The sequence below is a fragment of the Planomonospora sp. ID82291 genome (assembly GCF_015711645.1).
Lineage (GTDB): Bacteria > Actinomycetota > Actinomycetes > Streptosporangiales > Streptosporangiaceae > Planomonospora.
Genome location: NZ_JABTEX010000002.1, coordinates 1,385,273 through 1,404,728, shown reverse-complemented (window position 1 = coordinate 1,404,728; position 19,456 = coordinate 1,385,273). Strand labels below are relative to the sequence as shown.

The window sequence follows — 19,456 nt, the reverse complement described above, 5'->3', positions numbered from 1 at the left end:
GATGTCATGCAGGGGGGTCCTGGTCCGCCCTGCACCCGCACGGACCGCCCCGGTCACCGGCGCCCTGCGGGCCGGCCGCCCCGCGGCTCACCCGCCCCGCAGGTCGGCCAGGAGGCCGGGCAGCTCGTCCGGCTTGACCATGACCTCCCGCGCCTTCGACCCCTCGCTCGGGCCGACGACGTTCCGGCTCTCCAGCAGGTCCATCAGGCGTCCCGCCTTGGCGAAGCCCACCCGCAGCTTGCGCTGGAGCATCGAGGTGGAGCCGAACTGGGTGGTCACGATCAGCTCGGCCGCCTGCACCAGCAGGTCGAGGTCGTCGCCGATGTCCTCGTCGATCTCCTTCTTGACGGCGGCGGCGGCCAGCACGTCCGGACGGTACTCGGCCTGCATCTGGGCCTTGCAGTGCGCGACGACCTCGGCGATCTCCTTCTCGGAGACGAAGGCGTTCTGCAGCCGCATGGGCTTGCTCGCGCCCATCGGCAGGAAGAGCGCGTCGCCCTGGCCGACCAGCTTCTCCGCGCCGGGCTGGTCGAGGATGACCCGGCTGTCGGCGAGGGAGGAGGTGGCGAAGGCCAGGCGGGAGGGCACGTTGGCCTTGATCAGGCCGGTGACGACGTCCACCGAGGGGCGCTGGGTCGCGATGACCAGGTGGATGCCGGCCGCGCGGGCGAGCTGGGTGATGCGGACGATGGAGTCCTCGACGTCGCGCGGGGCGACCATCATCAGGTCGGCGAGCTCGTCGACGATCACCAGCAGGTAGGGGTAGGGCTGGTAGACCCGCTCGCTGCCGGGCGGCGGCACGAGCTTGCCCGCGCGCACCGCCTTGTTGAAGTCGTCCACGTGCCGGAAGCCGCTGGCGGCCAGGTCGTCGTAGCGGCGGTCCATCTCGCCCACCACCCACTCCAGGGCCTCGGCGGCCTTCTTGGGGTTGGTGATGATCGGCGTGATGAGGTGCGGGATGCCCTCGTAGACCGACAGCTCCACCCGCTTGGGGTCGACCAGGACCATCCGGACCTCGTCGGGGGTGGCGCGCATCAGGATCGAGGAGATCAGGCCGTTGACGCAGACCGACTTACCGGCGCCGGTGGCGCCCGCGATGAGCAGGTGCGGCATCTTGGCCAGGTTGGCGACGATGGTGCGGCCCTCGACGTCCTTGCCGAGACCGACGATCATCGGGTGGTGGTCGGCCTGGGCCACCTGCGAGCGCAGGATGTCGCCGAGCGAGACGAGGTCCTTGTCGGTGTTCGGGATCTCCACGCCGATCGCCGACTTGCCGGGGATCGGCGACAGGATCCGGACGTCGGCCGACTTGACCGCGTAGGCGATGTTCTTGGTGAGCGCGGTGACCTTCTCGACCTTGACCGCCGGGCCGAGCTCGATCTCGTAGCGCGTCACCGTCGGCCCCCGGGTGAAGCCGATCACCTGGGCGTCGATCCCGAACTGCTCCAGCACGCTGGTCAGCGCGTTGACCACGACCGTGTTGGCCTTGGTCTGCGGCTTGGGCGCGGTTCCCGGGTGCAGGAGCTGCGCGTCGGGCAGGGTGTACGGCCCGGCCTGCGGGGAGAGCACCAGCTGCTCCACCTTGCGCGGCGCCGGGGTCGGGGCGGGCGGCTCCAGCAGGGCCGTCACCGGGGCCGCCGGGGCCCCGGCGGGGTCCGCGGCCCCCTCGTCGTCGTCCACCAGCCCGGGGACGATCTCCGGGGAGTGCCCGGCGAGCCTGCCCGGCGTCTCGGCGATCACCGGCGTGTCGTACGGCTTGACGCCGTCGCCCGGCTCGGCGGCGCCCGGTTCCGCGCCGTCCGCCCTGCGCCCCGGCCGCTTGCCCGCGGGCCGCTTCGCCGCCGTCCGGGGCGCCCCGGCCGTCCGGGCGGCCAGGGCGGCCTCCCGGTTGAAGAGCATGTGCCGGATCTCGCCCAGCCGCTCGGGGACGCGGTGCACCGGGGTCGCCGTGATCACCAGGACGCCGAAGCCGGACAGGATCAGCAGCAGCGGGATCGTGATGAACGCGGGCAGGATGCTCGCGGGGGGCGCGGAGATGACGAATCCGATCATGCCGCCGGCGGCCGACACCTTGTCCATGCCGTCGGCGGGCCCGCCCGAGGGGTACGGCGTGCCGTGCGCGACGTGCACGATGCCGAGCACCCCGATCACGAGGGCGGACCACCCGATCATCATCCGGCCGGTGTCGGGGTTCTGGTCGGGGTGGCGCAGGATCCGCCAGGCCAGCAGCGCCAGCATGACGGGGATCAGCCAGGTCAGCGAGCCGAAGACGCCGCGCATGACGGCGTCGACCACCTCGGTGACCGCGCCCGTGGGAGCCCGCCACGTCATGGCGGCCAGCACGATCGCCCCGGAGAACACCGCGAGCCCCAGGCCGTCGCGGCGGTGCACCGGGTCCAGCTCCCGCGCGTTCCGTCCCAGGGCGCGCGCCGCGCTGCCGACGGCGCCCGCGAGCAGCATCCAGATCCCCACGAGCAGCTTGGCGACCATGGTGAGGAGCCAGCCGAGCGGGTCGGGCTGGGCGGAGGACGGCCGGCGCGCCGCGGCCTTCGGGCGGGCGGCGGGCCGCCGGGCGGAAGCCGTACGGGCAGGGGTGGGCCTCGACCGGCTGGAGGCTCCCTTGGCCGGAGTTTTGCCTGAGGCGCCTTTGGACGTACGGGTGGCCATGCTAGGGAGGTTAACGATCGCACGGACGGATCGCCCGGAGACTCGCCGCAACCGGACGAGACGGACGTCCTCTCCCCCGCATCACCTCCGCCTCCCGTTCTCCGCAGCCGTCGCATAACGGAATCACCCGCAAAGGAAAGCGCCTTCCGTTCTATGTATTGACATGACGTTCTATGTAGTAGAACCTCCTCACCAAACAGGACGTTGGGAGGAGAGACCATGTCCGCACTCGACTGGTCCGTGCTGGGCGCGTACTTCCTTGTGATGGTCGCCATCGGCGTGTGGTCCAAGAGCCGGATCAGGAACGTGATCGACTTCTTCACCGCGGGAGGCCGGATCCCCTGGTGGCTGTCCGGCATCTCCCATCACATGTCGGGCTACAGCGCGATCATGTTCGTGGCCTTCGCGGCGGTCGCCTACAACTACGGCCTGGCCATGTACGTCTGGTGGGCGCTGACCATCGGCCTCGGCGTCGGGATCGGCGCCTTCGTCTGGGCCGCCCGGTGGAACCGGCTGCGCTCCAAGCACGGGGTGGCCTCCCCGCTGGAGTACCTCGCCCGCCGCTACAACCTCCCCACCCAGCAGGTGCTCGCCTACAGCGGCGCACTGCTGAAGGTGGTGGACATCGCCGCCAAGTGGGTGGCGATCGCGGTGCTGCTCAAGGGCTTCGCCGGCATCCCCATCCTGTGGGGGATCCTGATCACCGGGGCCGTCACGCTGGTCTACATCACCGCCGGCGGCCTCTGGGCGGACGTGCTCACCGACTTCGGGCAGTTCGTCATCCAGGGCGTCGCGGGCATCGCCATGTTCGTCGCGATCATGTCCCACCTGGACGGCGTCGCGACGCTCTGGACGATGTGGGACAAGCTCCCCGAGGGCCACGGCGACCCCTTCGCCGGGCCGTACACCACGACGTTCTTCCTGGCCATGCTGTTCATCAAGACCTTCGAGTACAACGGCGGCATGTGGAACCTCGCCCAGCGTTACATGGCCTCCCCCTCGGGCTCGGCGGCCAAGCGCTCGGCACTGCTGTCCAGCGTGCTCTGGCTGGTCTGGCCGCTGATCCTGTTCATCCCGATGTTCGCCGCCCCGCTGATCGTCCCGGGCCTGGCCAACGCCGAGGAGGCCTACGTCAAGCTGGCGCAGACCCTGCTGCCGCAGGGTCTGATCGGGCTGGTGCTCGCGGGCTTCTTCTCGCACACCATGGCCATGGTCGCCTCCGACGCCAACGTGATCTCCTCGGTCATCACCCGGGACATCGCCCCGGTGATCGTCCGCCGGGTGCGCGAGCTGTCCGCGCACGCGGAGCTGACCTTCGCCCGGGTGACCACGTTCACCTTCGTGCTGATCAGCATGGTGATCGCGATCTCCACCGAGGGCCAGGGCGTCGTGCTGAAGATCGTCGTCGACCTGGTCGCGGCCACCATGGGACCGATCTCCATCCCGCTGATGCTGGGCATGCTCCCCTGGTTCAAGCGGAGCGGGCCGACCGCCGCGATCGCCTCGTGGGCCGCCGGGCTGGGCGTCTGGGCCTACGTCAAGTGGATCCTCGAGTCCAAGGACACCGCGATGGTGGTCGGCGTCCCGCTGGTCACCTCGCTGGTCCTCTACGTGGCGATCGGGCTGCTGAAGCCGGAGGCGACCCCGGAGCGGGACGCGCTCGTCGACTCGCTCGACACCGACCCGGAGCCCGAGCGGGCCGCCGCCGGCGCCTGAGCGCGCGGCGGGAGGCGCCCGCGGAAACCCTGAGCCCGCGGGGACGCCCCACCACACGGAGGAGGGGGCCGGACATCCGTCCGGCCCCCTCCTCGGCGTTCGCCCCCTGCGGCTACTTGTCGGACTCCAGGACGCCGCCGTTGGCCACGTCGGACTTCTCGATCTCCGTGAAGAGGATGCGCACCGCCTCGCGGCGGGCCTTGAGGACGTTCACCGCGGCCTCGGTCACCGCCGCCGCGAACTCGCGGCGCTGGTCGAGGGTCCGTCCGGAGAGCAGTTCGACGGTGATGTTGGGCATGTCGGCCTCCATGTTGCATGACATAAGACTAAGTCCCGCTACATGAAACAATAGGCCATCCCGGCTGCGACGGAAAGCGCTTGCCCATAGCGGAACGCTCCAGGGGGGCCCGGATGTCCCGGGATCAGTCGCGGACGGCGGAGCGGGGGGCGCCGAGCGCGAGCGAGACCTCCCGCGCGGTGGCGACGACCTCGGGGGCCAGCCGCTCCAGGCCCTCGCGGTCCATGTCCATCGCGAGGGCGGAGATGGAGATGCCGCCCAGGACCTGCCCGGTGTGGTCGAAGACCGGGGCGCCCACGCAGAGGATCTCCGGATGGTTCTCCGCGTCGTCCAGCGCGTAGCCCCGGGCGCGCACCCCGGCGAGGTGGGCCAGGAGGTCGTCCGCCTCGGTCAGCGTGCCCGGGGTCATCCGGGGCAGGCCGGTCCGGGCGCAGATCCCGCGGACCTCCTCCGCGGGGAGCCAGGCCAGGACGGCCTTGCCGATGGCGGTGCAGTGCAGGCGCAGGCTCATCCCGACGCGCGAGGGCATCTGGTACGGCCGGCGGCCCTCCAGCTTGGCGACGTAGACCGCCTCGTCGCCGCTGCGGACGGCGAAGTGCGTGGTGTAGCCGATCCGCTCGTGCAGGGCGCTCAGCGCGCCGGAGGCCTGGCGGGCCGGATCGAACCGGTTCATGACCCGGCCCGCCAGGGTGAGGATGCGGGGGCCGGGCTCGTACCCGCCGTTCCCGTCCGTCCGCGCGAACCCCCACTCGACCAGCGACTGGAGGATCCGGTGGACGGTCGACTTCGACACCCCCGTCTCGGCGGCGATGTCGGTGACGCGGTGGTGCTCGGCGATCGCCTCCAGCACCGTCAGCGCCTTGTCGATGGAACTTCCTTCCCTGGCCACGTGGCGATCCTAATGGTCAGCGCGCCAACCAGCCTCCGTCGACCGCCAGCACGTGCCCGTTGACGTAGTCGGAGGCCCGGGAGGCCAGGAAGACGGCCGCCCCCGCCAGGTCCTCCGGCCTCCCCCAGCGGCCCGCGGGGATGCGCCCGGAGATCTCGGCCTCGCGCACCGGGTCCGCCCGCAGCCGCTCGGTGTTGGCGGTCGCGATGTACCCCGGCGCGATCGCGTTGACCTGCACCCCCCTGGCCGCCCACTCGGACGCCAGCGCCCGGGTGAGCCCGGCGACCCCGTGCTTGGCCGCGGTATAGCCGGGCACGTTGATCCCGCCCTGGAACGAGAGCATGGAGGCGATCATGATGATCTTCCCCGAGCCCCGGGCCAGCATGCCCGCCCCGACCGTCTGGCTGAGCAGGAAGACGGCGTCGAGGTTGACGTCGAGCACCTCGCGGAAGGCGGCGTAGGGGTGCTCGGCCGCGGGTGCGCGGTGGATGATCCCGGCGTTGTTGACGAGCACGTCGATCGGGCCCAGCCGCTCCGCCGCCTCGGGGATCCGGGCGGGGTCCGACAGGTCGAGGATCCACCGGGAGGCCTGCCGGCCGGTCTCGCGCACCTCGGCCTCGACCTCGTCGAGGTCGTCGTCGCGGTTGTGCAGCACCAGGTCGGCCCCGGCCGCGGCCAGGGCCAGCGCCACCGCCCGGCCGATGCCGGTCCGCGCCCCGGTGACGAGCGCGGTCCGGCCCGCCAGCGAGAACATCCCCTCCTCCTCCGCCCCCATCAGCGCAGTTCGCCGATCGCGACCGACTCCATGTCGTCGTACGCCTGGTTCTCTCCGCCCATGGCCCAGACGAAGGAGTAGGCGTGCGTGCCGAAGCCGCAGTGCACCGACCAGGGCGGCGAGACGACCGCCTGCCGGTCGGCGACCACCAGGTTGCGGGTCTCGTCGGGGCGGCCCATCAGGTGGATCACCCGCTGGCCCTCCGGCAGGCCGAAGTAGAAGTAGACCTCGGTCCGGCGCTCGTGGGTGTGGCAGGGCATGGTGTTCCACATGCTGCCGGGCTCCAGCACGGTCACGCCGAGCACCAGCTGGCAGCTCTGCAGCCCCTTGGCGTGGACGTGCTTGTAGATGGTGCGGTCGTTGGAGCCCTCGGGGCCGCCCAGCCGTACGGGCTCGGCGTCGGCCAGGGTGCTGCGCGCCGTCGGATGGTCGGCGTGCGCGGGGGTCGAGACGAGGTAGAAGGCCCCGTCGAAGTCCACCTCGCGGCTCCCCCGGCCGACGTAGAGGCACTCCTTCGGCCCCAGCTCGTACGGCACGCCGTCCACGGTCACCGTGCCCGGCCCGTCCCCCACGTTGACCGCGCCCAGCTCCCGGCGCTCCAGGAAGTGCCCGGCGCGCAGCGGATCCGGGTTGGGCAGCGCCGCCCGCCCCAGGGCCCCGCCCACCACGATCCGGTCCTCGTGCGAGTAGACCAGGCGCACCTGTCCGGGAGCGAACAGGTCCTCCACCAGGAACCGTGAGCGCAGCCAGTCCGTGGTGGCGCCCGGGATCTGGTCGGGCGCCGTGGCGTGCCGTACCTCCATCGGCCCTCCTTGTTCTGTTACATGAAATTAAAATTCGCTATATGGAACACCTTGAGCATACAACGACGCCGCCCCCCGGTACATCGACCGGGAGGCGGCGTCGTCAGGATGGGCGTCGTCGAAAAGCGGAGGCGACCGGCGGGCCGCCATGGCCGGTCAGACCTCGACGACCACCGGGATGATCATCGGACGGCGGCGGTAGGTGGTGCTCACCCAGCTCCCGACGGTCCTGCGGACCACACGGCGGATCTGCTGGATGTCGACCACCCCGTCGGCGGCGTTCTCCTGCAGGACCTTCTCCAGCTGCGGCAGGACCTCGCCGAACCGGTCGGGGTCGATGCCGGAGCCGCGCGCGTGGATCTCCGGGCCCGCGGTCACCTTGCCGGTGGTGGAGTCGACCACGATGACGACCGAGATGAAGCCCTCCTCGCCCAGGATCCGCCGGTCCTTGAGGGCGAACTCGGTGACGTCGCCCACCGAGGTGCCGTCCACGTAGACGTAGCCGGCCTGGACCGCGCCGGTGATCCGCGCGCGCCCGTCGACCAGGTCCACCACGACGCCGTCCTCGGCGATCACGATGTGGTCGTCGGGCACGCCGGTCAGCGCGGCGAGCTTGGCGTGCGCCCGCAGGTGCCGCCACTCGCCGTGCACGGGCATGAAGTTCGACGGCCGGGTCAGGTTGAGCACGTACAGCAGCTCGCCCGCGGCGGCGTGGCCGGAGACGTGCACCTTGGCGTTGCCCTTGTGCACCACCCGGGCGCCCCAGCGGGTCAGCCCGTTGATCACCCGGGTGACCGCGGTCTCGTTGCCGGGCACCAGCGACGAGGCCAGCAGCACGGTGTCGCCCTCGGCGACCCGGATCGGGTGGTCGCGGTTGGCCATGCGCGACAGCGCCGCCATCGGCTCGCCCTGGGAACCGGTGCAGATCAGCACCACCTCCTCCGGCGGCCACCCCTCGATCTCCTTGGAGTCGACGACCAGCCCCGGCGGGATCCGCAGGTAGCCCAGGTCGCGCGCCACGCCCATGTTGCGCACCATGGAGCGGCCGATGAGGGCGACCTTGCGACCGTGCCGCTCGGCGGCGTCGATGACCTGCTGCACCCGGTGGATGTGGGAGGCGAAGCTCGCCACGATCACCCGCTTGGCCGAGGTGCGGACCACCTCGTCGATGACCGGGCCGATCTCCCGCTCGCTGGTGACGAAGCCCGGCACCTCGGCGTTGGTGGAGTCCGACATCAGCAGGTCGACGCCCTCGCGGCCGAGCCGGGCGAAGCCGCCCAGGTCGGTCAGGCGCCCGTCGCTGGGCAGCTGGTCCATCCGGAAGTCGCCGGTGTGCAGGACGATGCCCGCGGGCGTGCGGACCGCCACCGCCAGCGCGTCCGGGATCGAGTGGTTGACCGCGAGGAACTCGCAGTCGAACGGACCGAAGGAGCGCCGCTCCTCTTCGGCCACCTCGACCTTGACCGGCTGGATCCGGTGCTCGGTCAGCTTGGCCTCCAGCAGCGCCAGCGTCAGCTTCGAGCCGACCACCGGAATGGTGCGGCGCTCGCGCAGCAGGTACGGCACGGCGCCGATGTGGTCCTCGTGACCGTGCGTCAGGATGACCGCCTCGACGTCGTCCAGGCGGTCCCGGATGTAGTCGAAGTCGGGCAGGATCAGGTCGATCCCCGGCTGCTCGGCCTCGGGGAAGAGCACCCCGCAGTCGACGATCAGCAGCCGCCCTTCGAACTCGAACACCGCCATGTTGCGGCCGATCTCGCCGAGACCGCCCAGCGCCACGATGCGCAGCGCGCCGTCGGGCAGCGGCGGAGGCGGCCCGAGTTCGGGATGGGGGTGACTCATCCGGCCACACCTCTCTCACATGTGTCGTCCGCCCCGCGGGCCGCCGGGACCGCTCCCTCGCCGAACGCTCCGGACCGCGGCGGGCCGTGGTGTCTTCTCTGCTTCAAACCGCTTTTCCTCCAAGCTGCGACCGCTTCCGGTCGCGACCATGCTGCGACCGCTTCCGGTCGCGACGTTCCTTCTCATGCCGCATCCGTGTCGGACAGCTTCACGCCGCCCGCGACGAGTTCCGCGCGCAGGTTCGCCACCTGCTGCTCGGTGGCCTCCACCAGGGGCAGGCGCAGGGGGCCCGCGGGGCGCCCCACCAGCGCCAGCGCCGCCTTGGCCATGATCGCGCCACCGGCCTGCATCATGATGCCCGAGACCACCGGGAGCAGCCTGCGGTGGATCTCCAGCGCACCCGCCACGTCACCGCGGCGGTGCAGCCGGATCATCTCGGCGAGCTCGGCGCCCACGACGTGCCCCACGACGCTCACGCACCCGGCGGCCCCGACCGAGAGCCACGGCAGGTTCAGCGTGTCGTCACCCGAGTAGAAGACCAGATCGGTGAAGGCCATGACCTGCGAACCGGCGAACAGGTCCGCCGTGGCGTCCTTCACCGCGACGATGCGCTCGTGGTGCGCCAGCCGGACCAGGGTCTCGATCTGGATCGGCACCCCGCTGCGGCCGGGGATGTCGTAGAGCATCACCGGCAGGCCGGTGGCGTCCGCCACCGCGGCGAAGTGCCGGTAGAGCCCCTCCTGCGTCGGCTTGCTGTAGTACGGCGTCACCACGAGCAGGCCGTGGGCCCCGGCGCGCTCGGCGGCGCGGGCCAGCCCGACGCTGTGGCGGGTGTCGTTGGTGCCGACTCCGGCCACCACGACGGCGCGGTCGCCGACCGCCTCCAGGACGGCGCGCAGCAGGCGCTCCTTCTCCTCGTCGGTGGTGGTCGGGGACTCGCCCGTCGTACCGCTCACCACGAGCCCGTCATTGCGCTGCTCGTCCACCAGGTAGGTGGCCAGTCGCTGCGCCCCCGCGTAGTCGACCGCGCCGTCGTCGGTGAACGGCGTGACCATGGCGGTCAGCATGCGGCCAAAGGGGGCGTCGGAGGTTGTCGTCGGCGCTGCCATAAACCGAACGGTACCCGGATCCGGAGAGGCGGTGGACCCCGCCACCCCTCTCACCTCCCGTACACCGCCAGGTCTCTGAGCGAATATCCCCATGTGGTGCCCCGTTTCACACCGTACACACGGATGTACCGGGCGGTGGCGGACAGGCCCTTCACCTCGTCCACGCCCCCGTTCCCGTCGGCGACCTCGCGGATCGGCGTCCACGAGACGCCGTCGGCGGAGCCCTCGATCCGGTAGCGGGAGCCGTAGGCCCGCTCCCAGCGGAGCACCACCCGCGCGACGTCACGGGGCACGCCGAGATCGACCGCGATCCACTGGGGGTCGGCCTTCAGCGCCGAGGCCCAGCGGGTCTCCGGGTCCCCGTCCACGGCCTTCTCCGGGCCGAGGCCCGCGCCCTCGACGCCCGAGGCGGTCACCGGGCGGCCCAGCGCCAGGTCGGGCGCGGCCCCGCGCTCCGGTGCGGACCCGGAGGCCGTCCCGCGGTCCGGTGCGGACCCGGAGGCCGTCCCGCGGTCCGGCACCGGGGCGGGGACCGCCGGACGGGCCGCGTAGGCCGCCGCGACCTGGGCGGGCGTCAGCGCCCGGCCCGACATGACGACCTCGTCCAGGGACCCCCCGAAGGGGCCCATCACCCCCGTGGGCAGGTCGATCACCTCCGGCACCCGGCCCGCCCGTCGGCCGTTCACGTACAGGGTGGTGCCGCGGGGCTCGGCGACCAGGACGAGGTGGGTCCAGCGGTCCAGCGGGAGGCGGCGGCCGAAGGAGAACTCCCTGGCGCCCGAGACGGCGACCTCGCCGCCGTCGACGACGACGGCCTGGTCGAGACGGCCGAGCAGGACGCCGCGCGCCCGGTCCTCCGTCCGCACCCACAGGGAGACCGTCCACGGCGGGCTCTTGGACGCGGCGCCGAGCGCGAACCGGCGGCCGTCGGTGAACCGGGCCGCGCCGCCGACCCGGCCGGGCACCGGGAACAGCGGCGCGCCGCCCGCGGCGGCGGTCGCGTGCGCGCCGCCCGCCCGGTCGGCCGCCGTGACCAGCGACCCGTCCCGCCACGCGGCCGGGACGTGGGTGTCGCCCCCGGGCACGTGCGGCGCGTCGAAGTCGTAGCGGTGCTCCGCCCGGACGGGCGGCTTCTCCCGGGAGACGCCCGGCGCGTCGCCGACCGCGCGCACCCTGTCCGCGAACCCCTCCGCGGGCGAGAGCCGGTTCCACGCCCGCTCGGCGAACTCCGCGCGGGGACCCGCCAGGACCGCCTCGGCGGCTCCCGGGTCGCCGAAGACCGCGGTGTCGGCGATCAGCGCCCGGCCGAGGCCCCCGGCGTCCGGAGTCCACGCCAGCAGGTCCCCGCCGGACGAGCCCGCGGCCGGGAAGGCGTCGATGACGTCGTACCCCCCGTTCCGCACGATCGCCCCGGTCTCCGGCGAGCCCTCGTTGAGGATCACCGGGCGGCCGTCCAGCGCCGGAACGCGGTCGCGGACCCGCAGGACCGGCCGCCGGTCCGCGGCCTCGACGTGCGCGACCAGCTCGGCCGCCCCCTCCCGCCACGCCGGCTCGTCGCAGGCGTCGATCCGGCCGAGGCCGACGAGCGGCGCGTCGAACCAGCCCGCGAAGGCGTCGAGCACGGCGGTGAGCCGCCGCCTCACCCCGGGATCCGCCAGATCGGGCACGCGCTCGGCGGCGCAGCGCCGGGAGGGGGTCAGCGCCGCCGCGTCCCCCAGCACGTCGATCTCCGGCACCACGGTGACGTGGTGGCGGCGGGCCGTGGCCCGGAGCGTCTCGACGTCGGAGCGGGTGTACCTCAGCCCGGGGACCGCCTCGGCGAAGGCGGGATCGTGCAACCGGAGCGCGGCGTCCCCGGAGAGCCGCAGGTAGAGCGTGTTCAGCTTCAGCCAGGACATCCGGCGGACGAGGTCCTCGATCCGCCCGACGGGCCAGAACCCGCCCTGCACGTCGAGGACGACCATGCGGCTGCCCGCCTCGGGCCGGTCCTCGACCGTGCCGTACGGCGCCGCGCCTCCGGCCCTGAGCAGCTGGAGCAGCGTGCGCCCGCCGTAGAAGAGCCCGGCCGGTGCGGACGCGGCGATCTCGACGTGCGCGCCGACCTCCATGCGGTAGCCCTCCGGCGTTCCGGCGGCCCCCGGCTCCCCGGCCGTCTCCGGCTCCCCGGTCACCCCCGGTTCCCCGGCGCGCTGCGGATCCTCGACCGCCTGCGGGGCCCCGCCTTCCGCGGCCTTCTCCCCGCCGCCCTCGACGCCGCCGCCGCCCTCGGCGCCGCTGACACCGGCACCATTCTCCCCGGTCAGGAGCACGTCACCGGCCGCCGGCTCCGGAGTCCCGCCGACGACCACGGGCACGGGCAGGCCCGTCACCTCGCGCAGGTCCGCGGCGAGCCGCTCGGCCTCCTCCTTCGCCTCCTCCCCCGCCAGCACCCGCGAGCCCCGGACCGGCCGGAACGATCCCTCGCCGCCCGTCCATCCGGTCGGCGCGGGCACCACGGCCGGGAGGGAGTCCTGCCGGGCTCCGGCCCCGGCCGGCACCGCCGCCGTCGCGACGACGAGGACGGCCACGAACACGGCCGTTAAAGATCGCACTAAATATCCACACACGGGGCGTAATAATATTTATGTCCGCTTTGCCGGTACAGCCGGGGTCCACGTCACGAAGAGGGCACGAAAAAGAGGCCGCCGATATGTGCTCGGGGGTACACACATCGACGACCTCTACCGTTCAATCGGGGCCACCCCCAGGGGCGTTACAGGATTCACCAAGATATTTTCCGCCCTTCTCAAAAGATCTTGCGCGTCTCCCAAAGTTGGAGCTCCAAATTGCCGTCATTACCCTGAGTTGTCCGGCGAATACGGCAGGATGGACCGTCACCTCGCCTCCTCAGGGATGGACACGTGGCAAGTTCCGATCCTGTCTACCTGCGCGTCGTCGCCGACATCCGCCGCCAGATCGTCGACGGCTCGCTGCCCCCCGACGCCCCGATCCCCTCCCGGGCCCAACTGACCCGGAAGTACAACATCGGGGAGACCGCCGCCCGGCACGCGCTGCGCGTGCTCGCCGCCGAAGGCCTCATCGTCGGCCGCGTCGGCTCCGGCCACTACGTCCGCGCCAGACCGGCGCTCACCCCTCTGCACCGCTGGCGCCTCCCGGATCACGCCGCCCCCTTCGGCGCCGACCTGCGGTCGCAGGGCTCCCCCCTCACCTGGGACCGGCGCGCCGAGCAGGTCGAGGCCACCGCCGACATCGCCCACCGCCTCCATCTGGCCGAGTCGGCCCCGCTCACCCGCACCCGCTACGTCGTCCGCAGCGACGGCAGGCCCGTCCAGCTCGCCGTCTCCCACGAGCCCGCCGAGTTCGCCGAGACGATCCCCGAGGATCCCCCGCGCGGCCTGATCGCCCGGCTGTCCTCCTCCGGCGTGAAGGTCACCGAGATCGTCGAGCAGGTCTCCTCCCGCGTCCCCGAGCCCGCCGAGATCGACACCCTGGCGCTGCCCGCCGGTGTGCACGTCCTGCACGTCGAGCGCACCCACTGGGCCGGCGACCGTCCGGTCGAGACCAGCGACATCGTCATCCCCGCCGACCGCTTCCGCCTGGTCTACTCGCACCCGCTCCACCCGTAGGGCGCGTCCCCGGCCGCAGGACGACAGGGGTGCGCCGTACGGCGCCGTTCACACACGGCCCTGATCGCGGAGCCTCCGGGAGGCACGGCCGCAGGCTCCGCGATCAGGACGGATGTCGGTGCCGCCTGGTACAACCGACCCGGGTTCCCGAGCCGGAGGTGCCGATTGCGCGTCAAGGACATGCCCCCGACCGACCAGCCGCGCGAGCGGCTTCTCGCCCTCGGCGCCACCGCCCTGGCCGACCGGGAGCTCCTCGCCCTGCTGCTCGGCTCGGGCGGCCGGGGCACCAACGCGGTCGAGCTGGCCTCCGAGCTGATCGCCCACTGCGGCGACCTGCGCGGCCTCGGCCGCTCCGACGCGCACCGCCTGATGACCGTCCGCGGCGTCGGCCCGGCCAAGGCCGCCCGGATCATCGCCGCCTTCCACCTCGTACGGCAGGCGCACGCGGAGCCGGAGCGCCGCCGCGTCACCGGCTCGGCCGACCTGGCGGCCGTCGCCTCGCCGCTCCTGCGGCACCTCGGCCACGAGCGGGTGGTCGCCGTGGTCTGCGACTCCGCCGGCGCGGTCACCCGCCGGGCGATCGTCAGCGAGGGCGGCGCCGACCACGCCCCGGCGCCCGTCCGAGAGATCATCACGCTCGTCCTCACCTCCGGCGGCTCCTCCTTCGGCCTCGCCCACAACCATCCCGGCGGCTCCCTCGACCCCAGCCCCGCCGACCTCGACGTCACCGCCCGCCTCCGCGAGGCCGCCGAGACCGTCGGCCTGCGCTTCCTCGACCACGTGATCGTCACCGACACGGCCTGGCGCCGCATCGCCGGGTGACCCCGCCGCCCACCGGCCGCCGCCGCACCCGGAATGCGGCGACGGCCGGGAATCCATGGCGGTGGCCCGACTCCCCCTCCAGGGCCGGGCCACCGGACCCGCCGGGCCGGTGCTCCACCGACGGGTGTCCGAGGACCTGCCACCGGTTTCCCTTTCCTCTGCGAGGAAAGGGCGCCCTCCTCTGCACCGAGCGAAAGGGGACGTGACAGGCCTGAGCCCGGCAGCAGGTGGGATGTGAGGGACTGCTGCCGGGGGTTCTCGATCGGTGGCCCCGCGTCCCCCCTCAAGGTCGCGGGACCACCGCCCGGTCCTTCCGGTGACCCCTGGCACGCGGAAGGACCGGGAGCTCTCCGATGCCGGCGGCGCCCTCGACGCCACCGGACGCGCCTACCGGCCCATCGGTGCGGACCTCTCATCGGCCGCCTCCAGCGCGGAAGCCCCGATGGTCTTCAGACCGGGGTCCTCGGCCCGGCCCGTCGACGCGGTCGGCCCGGCCGACCGGCCGGCCGGACCTCGGTGCGGACGGCCCGGCCGAACCCGTCAGCGGGCGCTTCCCATCAACAGCAGGAACCACAGTTCCTCCGCCTCCTTCACCCGCACCCACGGCGACTCGTGTACCACCACCGCGTCTCCCAAGCGGTGCGTACGCCGGACGAACATCAGCCCGCCCGCCTGGCAGAGTTCGTAGAACGTCGCCTTGCAGCAGCACGTGTGCTCCTTCACCCGGATCCGATCGGCCCGCGGCACCTCCGGCCGCCAGTCGATCCGCTGATGTCTCTCCCGCAGCGCCCCCACATGACGACCGTGAAGCTCCTCTCCCAGCACCATGACCCCTGCCGTTCCCGCGCCCTCCACGCACCGACAATAGGCCACTCCACCCCTACTGGTCTACTACACCTATCCAATGGTTCATTGGATGTACCATTTATTCCTCCATGTGCCTTTTGGTCTATCATTCGGACATGCTTGACCGTGAAGGGCCGGTTCCGGTCTACAAACAGATCGCCGAGGAGATTCGCGGACGCATCCTGGCCGGTGATCTCGGTCCCGGCGAGCCGGTGCCGAGCGAGGCCGAACTCGAGGTCGAATATGACATCGCCCGCACGACGGCGCGCCGAGTGGCGAGGGAGCTCCGTGAGCAGGGGCTCGTCTATACGGTCCAGGGAGAGGGCACCTTCGTCGGCGAGCCGGGCACGCCCCGCCCCGACGACCGCATTCCGGTCTACCAGCGGATCGCGGCGGAGGTCCGGGAGCGCATCGTGCGTGGCGAACTGGTTCCGAACCGGCGGATTCCCGGAGAGAAAGAGCTGATCAAGCAGTACGGCGTCGCCAAGGCCACCGTGCGCCAGGCCATGGCGTTCCTCCGCGACCAGGGATGGGTCTTCACCGTGCCCTATCGAGGGACATATGTCTCACCTCGTGAGGATTGGCCAAAAGAATGATCAATCATCATAAACAGGTATCTGCTAGTCCAGGCACGTATTCATGGGTCAAGTAGACGGATGCTTTTATCCGGTCCTGTCACTACAGTGACCTCATGCTGGACCACGAAGGCGACACCCATCTCTATCTGCAGGTGGCCGAGATCATCCGGCGGCGCATCTCCGACGGTGTGATCCGCCCCGGCTCCGCCGTACCCAGCGAGTCGGAACTCCGGAACGAGTTCGGCATCGCCCGCACCACAGCCCGGAGAGCCGTCCGGATGCTCCGCGACGAAGGTCTCGTCCACGCGGTCCCGGGAGAGGGGACGTTCGTCGGCCTGCCGGACGGTCCTCGACGTGCGAACCGCGCGACTCCTCTGTATCGGGAGATCGCCGACGATCTGATCACTCGCATCACACGCGGTGATCTCAAACCACGCCGTCCCATCCCGAGTGAGACGGCGCTGGTCCAGCGGCACGGCGTGGCCAGGGAAACGGTACGGCGTGCCGTCGGACTCCTGCGAGAGCAGGGCTGGGTCTACACCGTCCCTCAACGCGGCACCTACGTGAACCCGCCCGGCGAGTGGCCGGAGGAGAACGGCGACCTGTAGCGGGAGAGGCATGCCGACGATGGCGGGAAGGGGGACGAGCGGTCCGCGCCGTTTCTTCTGTCCCCGGTTCCGAGTAGGGTCGGCGTCCGGTCGTCCTGGAGGAGGGGCATGCGTTACATGCTGCTGGTCTGCGGTGATCTTCCGGCGTACGAGGCGATGCAGGCCGACGGGTCCTTCCTGCCGGACTGCGACGCCTGGGCCGACGAGATGCGGCGGCGCGGCGCGCTGGTGGAGACCGGAGGGCTGCGGCCGCCCGACGACGCCACGACGGTCCGGGTGCGCGGCGGCGAGGTGCTGCTGACCGACGGGCCGTTCGCCGAGACCAAGGAGGTCGTCGCGGGTTTCTCCCTGATCGAGTGCGCCGACCTCGACGAGGCCCTGGAGGCGGCCGCCCGGCACCCGGTGGCCCGGCACGGCACGATCGAGGTCCGTCCGCTCCTGCCGGCATGAGCGCGCTCCCCTATCCGGCCGGCCGATCCCCGCGACCCGGCGGTCCCCCGTGACGGCCGGAGGAGGTTCCGGCGAGGTCGAGGCGGTCGTCGCCGGGGTCTTCCGGGAGGAGTGGGGGCGGATCGTCGCGACCCTCATCGGGCTGACCGGTGACTGGGACCTGGCCGAGGAGTGCGCGCAGGACGCCTTCGCGCGGGCTCTCCAGCGCTGGCCGTACGACGGCGTGCCGCGCAACCCCGGGGCCTGGCTGACCGTCACCGCCCGCAACCGGGCCGTCGACCTGCTCCGCCGGAAGGCCGTGGGCGCGGCCAAGCTGCGCGAGGCGGCCCTGCTGGAGGCCGCGGCCGGGCGGGGCTCCGGGGCCGGCGGACACGGCGACGGCGACGGCGAGGAGGGCCGGGAGGCGGACGCCGGCGTGCCGGACGACCGGCTCCGGTTGATGTTCACCTGCTGCCATCCGGCGCTGGCGTTCGAGGCCAGGGTCGCGCTCACCCTGCGCACCCTGGCGGGCCTGACCACCGCCGAGATCGCCCGGGCGTTCCTGGTCTCCGAGGAGACCATGTCCAAGCGGCTGACCCGGGCCAAGAACAAGATCCGCAACGCGGGCGTGCCGTACCGGGTGCCGCCCGCCCGCCTGCTCCCGGAGCGGACCGCCTCCGTCCTGGGCGTGCTGTACCTGCTGTTCAACGAGGGTTACGCGGCCGGTTCCGGCGCCGATCTGCTCCGCCGGGACCTGACCGCCGAGGCCGTGCGGCTGGCCCGGCTCCTCGCCCGGCTGATGCCGGACGAGCCCGAGGCCGGCGGCCTGCTCGCGCTGATGCTGCTGCACGACGCCCGCCGTACCGCACGCCTCGACGCGGCGGGCGAGCCGGTGCCCCTGGAGGAGCAGGACCGCACGCGGTGGGACGCGGCCGCGATCGCCGAGGGCGTGCGGGTGCTGGAGGACGCGCTGCTGCGGCGGCGGCCCGGGCCCTACCAGGTCCAGGCCGCCATCGCCGCGTGCCACGCCACCGCGGCCACCGCCGCCGAGACCGACTGGGCCCAGATCGCCGCGCTGTACGGCGTGCTGTCGCGGCTGGTCCCCTCCGCGGTGGTGGGCCTGAACCGGGCGGTCGCCGTGGGCATGGCAGAAGGCCCGGCCGCCGGGCTGGCACTGGTGGAGCGGCTGGAGGCGGCCGGAGAACTGGGCGGCTACCACCTGCTGCCCGCCACCCGCGCCGACCTGCTGCGCCGCCTGGGCCGCGCGGACGAGGCGGCGGCCGCCTACCGCGCGGCGATCGGCCTGGCGCCCACCGGCGCCGAACGCCGCTACCTCGCCCGGCGGCTCACCGAGGCGACGGGGCCGCGGGCTCTCTGAGATTTCCGAGGATTCCTCCCGCGGACCTGTCCGTCCGGACCCGGCCCGTTCGTCGCCAGGTCGGACACACCCGCATACGAGGGAAGAGGATTCCCATGGAGAAGGTACGTTCCGCCGACGGCACCGAGATCGCGTTCGACCGGCGGGGAGACGGGCCGCCGGTCGTCCTGGTGAGCGGCGCCTCCTGCACCCGGACGGTCCACGCGCCCCTGGCCGGGCTGCTGGCGGCGGAGTTCACGGTGCTGAACCACGACCGCCGGGGGCGGGGCGGGAGCGGTGACACCGCGCCGTACGCGGTCGAGCGGGAGATCGAGGATCTCGACGCGCTGATCGGCGCGGCCGGCGGGTCGGCGGCGCTCTTCGGCAACTCCTCCGGCGCGGTCCTCGCCCTGCGCGCGGCGGCGGCCGGTCTGCCCGTCACCCGGCTGGCGCTCTGGGAGCCGCCGTTCATGCTCGACCCGGACGCCCCGCGCCGGCAGCGGGAGTACGCCGCCCGGCTCGCCGAGCTCCTCGGCGCGGGCCGTCGCGGCGACGCCATGGCGCTGTTCATGGCGACCGTGGGCCTGCCCGGGGAGATGGTCGAGGCGATGCGCCGGGCGCCGATGTGGCCGGAGCTGGAGGCGCTGGCCCACACGCTCGCCTACGACGCCGCCGTCATGGGCGACGGCACGCTCCCGCCCGGCCTGATCTCCTCCGTCAAGGCTCCGGTGCTCGTCCTGCACGGCTCCGAGACCGGGTCCTGGACCGGCGAGATGGCGCGGGCGCTCACCGCCGCCCTGCCCGACGCGCGCTGCCACGTCCTGGCGGGCCAGAGCCACGACGTGGACTGGGAGGTCCTGGCCCCCGCGCTGAGGGGGTTCCTGCGGGAGTGAGACGGAGGAGCCGGGCCCGGAGAGAACACCCGGGCCCGGCCCCGGACCGGCCGACTCCTGCGGCCGGTCCTCGTCCCGCCCACGCCCATGCCGCGGTCGCGCCGTCACCCCCCTACACCGCGCGCCGGGACGTGACGGTACGCCGGGCCGCCGGTTGACAAGGCGTCCCGGACCTCTCGTCCGTCCCGCCGACCGCAG

General features: G+C 72.6%; 17 protein-coding genes. 8 read left to right on the top strand and 9 right to left on the bottom strand.

Features of this window, described 5'->3' with window-relative positions:
• Positions 1–87: 87 nt before the first annotated feature.
• The gene (locus HS045_RS17230; RefSeq protein ID WP_196452347.1) at positions 88–2,667 is read right to left on the bottom strand and encodes a DNA translocase FtsK; all 2,580 of its coding nucleotides are present in this window, start codon (positions 2,665–2,667) and stop codon (positions 88–90) included.
• Between the two features lie 219 nt (positions 2,668–2,886).
• Between HS045_RS17230 and HS045_RS17225 the strand changes: the two genes are divergently transcribed.
• Complete coding sequence (locus tag HS045_RS17225; protein WP_196452346.1) at positions 2,887–4,383, top strand: sodium:solute symporter family protein; 1,497 nt, start codon at positions 2,887–2,889, stop codon at positions 4,381–4,383.
• A 112-nt stretch (positions 4,384–4,495) separates the two neighbouring features.
• On the opposite strand, the gene HS045_RS17220 is transcribed toward HS045_RS17225, so the two are convergent.
• The 7 genes from HS045_RS17220 to HS045_RS17190 form a co-directional block, all read right to left on the bottom strand.
• Positions 4,496–4,681 carry a tautomerase family protein gene (locus tag HS045_RS17220; protein WP_191895694.1) on the bottom strand — a complete coding sequence of 62 codons (186 nt, stop codon included), beginning with the start codon at positions 4,679–4,681 and terminating at the stop codon, positions 4,496–4,498.
• A 124-nt stretch (positions 4,682–4,805) separates the two neighbouring features.
• Entirely contained in the window at positions 4,806–5,570 is a 765-nt protein-coding gene (locus tag HS045_RS36185) for an IclR family transcriptional regulator (RefSeq protein WP_196452345.1), read from the bottom strand.
• A 16-nt stretch (positions 5,571–5,586) separates the two neighbouring features.
• The gene (locus HS045_RS17210; protein ID WP_196452344.1) at positions 5,587–6,324 is read right to left on the bottom strand and encodes an SDR family oxidoreductase; all 738 of its coding nucleotides are present in this window, start codon (positions 6,322–6,324) and stop codon (positions 5,587–5,589) included.
• Between the two features lie 20 nt (positions 6,325–6,344).
• Positions 6,345–7,148, bottom strand: a complete 804-nt coding sequence (gene kduI / locus HS045_RS17205) for a 5-dehydro-4-deoxy-D-glucuronate isomerase (protein ID WP_196452343.1) — start codon at positions 7,146–7,148, stop codon at positions 6,345–6,347.
• A gap of 156 nt (positions 7,149–7,304) precedes the next feature.
• A complete protein-coding gene (locus HS045_RS17200) occupies positions 7,305–8,990 on the bottom strand; it encodes a ribonuclease J (protein ID WP_196452342.1) in 1,686 nt (561 codons plus the stop codon).
• A gap of 182 nt (positions 8,991–9,172) precedes the next feature.
• Positions 9,173–10,099: a 4-hydroxy-tetrahydrodipicolinate synthase gene (gene dapA, locus HS045_RS17195; RefSeq protein ID WP_196452341.1), complete on the bottom strand. Its 927-nt coding sequence runs from the start codon at positions 10,097–10,099 to the stop codon at positions 9,173–9,175.
• A 50-nt stretch (positions 10,100–10,149) separates the two neighbouring features.
• A complete protein-coding gene (locus tag HS045_RS17190) occupies positions 10,150–12,672 on the bottom strand; it encodes a discoidin domain-containing protein (RefSeq protein ID WP_196452340.1) in 2,523 nt (840 codons plus the stop codon).
• 327 nt (positions 12,673–12,999) lie between these two features.
• Here HS045_RS17190 and HS045_RS17185 point away from each other — a divergent pair, with 327 nt between their 5' ends.
• Both HS045_RS17185 and HS045_RS17180 read left to right on the top strand, forming a co-directional pair.
• Positions 13,000–13,725 carry a GntR family transcriptional regulator gene (locus HS045_RS17185; protein WP_196452339.1) on the top strand — a complete coding sequence of 242 codons (726 nt, stop codon included), beginning with the start codon at positions 13,000–13,002 and terminating at the stop codon, positions 13,723–13,725.
• A gap of 180 nt (positions 13,726–13,905) precedes the next feature.
• Positions 13,906–14,547 (top strand): RadC family protein, encoded by a 642-nt coding sequence (locus tag HS045_RS17180; RefSeq protein ID WP_230884072.1) that lies wholly within the window; start codon positions 13,906–13,908, stop codon positions 14,545–14,547.
• A gap of 540 nt (positions 14,548–15,087) precedes the next feature.
• On the opposite strand, the gene HS045_RS17175 is transcribed toward HS045_RS17180, so the two are convergent.
• Positions 15,088–15,402 carry a hypothetical protein gene (locus tag HS045_RS17175; RefSeq protein WP_307827566.1) on the bottom strand — a complete coding sequence of 105 codons (315 nt, stop codon included), beginning with the start codon at positions 15,400–15,402 and terminating at the stop codon, positions 15,088–15,090.
• Between the two features lie 107 nt (positions 15,403–15,509).
• Here HS045_RS17175 and HS045_RS17170 point away from each other — a divergent pair, with 107 nt between their 5' ends.
• The 5 genes from HS045_RS17170 (at position 15,510) to HS045_RS17150 (ending at position 19,258) form a co-directional block, all read left to right on the top strand.
• Entirely contained in the window at positions 15,510–15,989 is a 480-nt protein-coding gene (locus HS045_RS17170) for a GntR family transcriptional regulator (RefSeq protein ID WP_196452336.1), read from the top strand.
• A gap of 95 nt (positions 15,990–16,084) precedes the next feature.
• Complete coding sequence (locus tag HS045_RS17165; RefSeq protein WP_196452335.1) at positions 16,085–16,579, top strand: winged helix-turn-helix domain-containing protein; 495 nt, start codon at positions 16,085–16,087, stop codon at positions 16,577–16,579.
• A gap of 108 nt (positions 16,580–16,687) precedes the next feature.
• Complete coding sequence (locus HS045_RS17160) at positions 16,688–17,029, top strand: YciI family protein (protein WP_196452334.1); 342 nt, start codon at positions 16,688–16,690, stop codon at positions 17,027–17,029.
• A gap of 49 nt (positions 17,030–17,078) precedes the next feature.
• Positions 17,079–18,386 carry an RNA polymerase sigma factor gene (locus HS045_RS17155; protein WP_196452333.1) on the top strand — a complete coding sequence of 436 codons (1,308 nt, stop codon included), beginning with the start codon at positions 17,079–17,081 and terminating at the stop codon, positions 18,384–18,386.
• 95 nt (positions 18,387–18,481) lie between these two features.
• Positions 18,482–19,258, top strand: a complete 777-nt coding sequence (locus HS045_RS17150) for an alpha/beta fold hydrolase (RefSeq protein WP_196452332.1) — start codon at positions 18,482–18,484, stop codon at positions 19,256–19,258.
• Positions 19,259–19,456: the final 198 nt, after the last annotated feature.

Coding starts and splice junctions, on each gene's coding strand:
- dapA (WP_196452341.1), bottom strand. CDS start 10,099: ATGGCAGCGCCGACGACAACCTCCGACGCCCCCTTTGGCCGCATGCTG.
- HS045_RS17220 (WP_191895694.1), bottom strand. CDS start 4,681: ATGCCCAACATCACCGTCGAACTGCTCTCCGGACGGACCCTCGACCAG.
- HS045_RS17150 (WP_196452332.1), top strand. CDS start 18,482: ATGGAGAAGGTACGTTCCGCCGACGGCACCGAGATCGCGTTCGACCGG.
- HS045_RS17225 (WP_196452346.1), top strand. CDS start 2,887: ATGTCCGCACTCGACTGGTCCGTGCTGGGCGCGTACTTCCTTGTGATG.
- HS045_RS17210 (WP_196452344.1), bottom strand. CDS start 6,324: ATGTTCTCGCTGGCGGGCCGGACCGCGCTCGTCACCGGGGCGCGGACC.
- HS045_RS17170 (WP_196452336.1), top strand. CDS start 15,510: ATGCTTGACCGTGAAGGGCCGGTTCCGGTCTACAAACAGATCGCCGAG.
- HS045_RS17180 (WP_230884072.1), top strand. CDS start 13,906: ATGCCCCCGACCGACCAGCCGCGCGAGCGGCTTCTCGCCCTCGGCGCC.
- HS045_RS17165 (WP_196452335.1), top strand. CDS start 16,085: ATGCTGGACCACGAAGGCGACACCCATCTCTATCTGCAGGTGGCCGAG.
- HS045_RS17200 (WP_196452342.1), bottom strand. CDS start 8,990: ATGAGTCACCCCCATCCCGAACTCGGGCCGCCTCCGCCGCTGCCCGAC.
- HS045_RS17230 (WP_196452347.1), bottom strand. CDS start 2,667: ATGGCCACCCGTACGTCCAAAGGCGCCTCAGGCAAAACTCCGGCCAAG.
- kduI (WP_196452343.1), bottom strand. CDS start 7,148: ATGGAGGTACGGCACGCCACGGCGCCCGACCAGATCCCGGGCGCCACC.
- HS045_RS17160 (WP_196452334.1), top strand. CDS start 16,688: ATGCGTTACATGCTGCTGGTCTGCGGTGATCTTCCGGCGTACGAGGCG.